Genomic DNA, 1946 nt, shown 5'->3' on the forward strand with positions numbered 1-1946 from the left:
CGGGGGTCGGGACGGCCCCGCCGCGACCTCGGCCGGCGCCGGGTCAGTACGCCGGCAGCGACGGGTCGATCTGCTTGATCCAGGAGAGCACGCCGCCCTGCACGTGCACGGCGTCGCGGAAGCCGGCCGACTTGAGCGCGGCGAGCGCCTCCGCCGAGCGGACGCCGGACTTGCAGTGCAGCACGATCTGCCGGTCCTGCGGCAGCTTGGCCAGCGCCTCGCCCGAGATGATCTCGCCCTTGGGGATCAGGGTCGCGCCGGGGATCCGGACGATCTCGTACTCGGCCGGCTCGCGCACGTCGACGAGGAAGATGTCCTTGCCGGCGTCCTGCCACTCCTTGAGCTCCAGCGCGGTGATGGTCGCGTCGACCACCGCCTCCTGGGCCTCCACCGACACCGCGCCGCAGAAGTCCTCGTAGTCCTCCAGCAGGTCGGTGACCGTGGGGTTCTCGCCGCAGAGCACGCAGTCCGGGTCCTTGCGGACCTTGATCTTGCGGTAGCTCATCTCCAGGGCGTCGTAGACCATCAGCCGGCCGACCAGCGGCTCCCCGATGCCGGCGAGCAGCTTGATCGCCTCGTTGACCTGGATGGAGCCGATCGACGCGCAGAGCACGCCGAGCACGCCGCCCTCGGCGCAGGAGGGGACCATGCCGGGCGGCGGGGGCTCCGGGTAGAGGCAGCGGTAGCAGGGGCCGTGCTCGGCCCAGAACACCGACGCCTGGCCGTCGAAGCGGTAGATCGACCCCCAGACGTACGGCTTGCCGAGCAGCACCGCCGCGTCGTTGACCATGTAGCGGGTGGCGAAGTTGTCGGTGCCGTCGACGATCAGGTCGTAGCGGGAGAAGATGTCCCGCACGTTCTCCCGGTCCAGCGCCGTGTTGTGGATCTCCACGTGCACCAGCGGGTTGATCTCGCGGATCGAGGCGGCGGCCGACTCGGCCTTGGAGCGCCCGACGTCGGAGACGCCGTGGATGATCTGGCGCTGGAGGTTGGACTCGTCGACGGTGTCGAAGTCGATGATGCCGAGCGTGCCGACCCCGGCGGCGGCGAGGTACATCAGCGCCGGCGAGCCGAGACCACCGGCGCCGACACAGAGCACCCGGGCGTTCTTCAGCCGCTTCTGCCCCTCCACCCCGACGTCGGGGATGATCAGGTGGCGCGAGTAGCGGCGGATCTCGTCAACGGTCAGCTCGGCGGCGGGCTCGACGAGCGGGGGCAACGACACGGTGGACTCCCCGGGATCGGCTGAAGGCGAACCGAGCCATTGTCGCTCGCACCGGCCTCGATCGGCCATGAGGAGCGACACGTCGCCCGAACTGCGGGAAGGGGAATAACTCAGGTGCCGGGAACGACCTCGCCGTCGTAGCGGGAGCCGTCCACGTACGGCCAGGCGTTGGCGGCGCAGCCGTCCAGGCCGTACGTCTGCTGCTGCATCACCGGCGCCGGTTCGCCGGGCCCCGGGCACGCCTGGTGCACCTCGCCCAGCTCGTGGCCCACCTCGTGGTTGACCACGTAGGCGCGGTAGATCGCCAGCGGCGCCCCGTAGTCGGGAACCGCCTCCAGCCAGCGCGCCAGGTTGACGATCACCTGGCCGGGGAGCCGGCACGAGGTGTAGCCCTCGGTGCTCAGCCCGCCCTCGGCGCACATCCGCTCGGAGGTGTCCGGGGTGGCGAGGTAGACGGTGAAGTCGGCGTCGTCCGCCTCCGCCACCCGCCGCAGCCGCAGCTCCTCCGAGGCGATCCAGCTCCGGGGATCGCCCAGCACCTCGTCGACGGCCACGGCGAAGGAGTCGACGTCCTGGCCGGTGCCCTGCTCCACGGCCACCCGGTAGTGCAGGAGCGGCCCGTCGGTGCCCCGCACCGGGGACTCGCCGGGCGCCGTGACGAAGTCGCCCGTACCCGCGCGGGGGTAGGCGGAGGGCCGGGGCCGCTCGTCCGTTCCCGCCG

At 71.5% G+C, this 1946-nt stretch carries 2 protein-coding genes; both read right to left on the reverse strand.

Features of this window, described 5'->3' with window-relative positions:
- Positions 1–43: 43 nt before the first annotated feature.
- Positions 44–1225, reverse strand: a complete 1182-nt coding sequence (gene moeZ / locus AB0B91_RS65470) for an adenylyltransferase/sulfurtransferase MoeZ (protein WP_088998301.1) — start codon at positions 1223–1225, stop codon at positions 44–46.
- A gap of 110 nt (positions 1226–1335) precedes the next feature.
- A partial coding sequence (locus tag AB0B91_RS65475; protein WP_358343102.1) for a DUF3152 domain-containing protein occupies positions 1336–1946 on the reverse strand: 611 nt, incomplete at its 5' end.

It is taken from the genome of Nonomuraea sp. NPDC049141 (assembly GCF_040648415.1).
In the GTDB taxonomy this organism is placed as follows: domain Bacteria; phylum Actinomycetota; class Actinomycetes; order Streptosporangiales; family Streptosporangiaceae; genus Nonomuraea.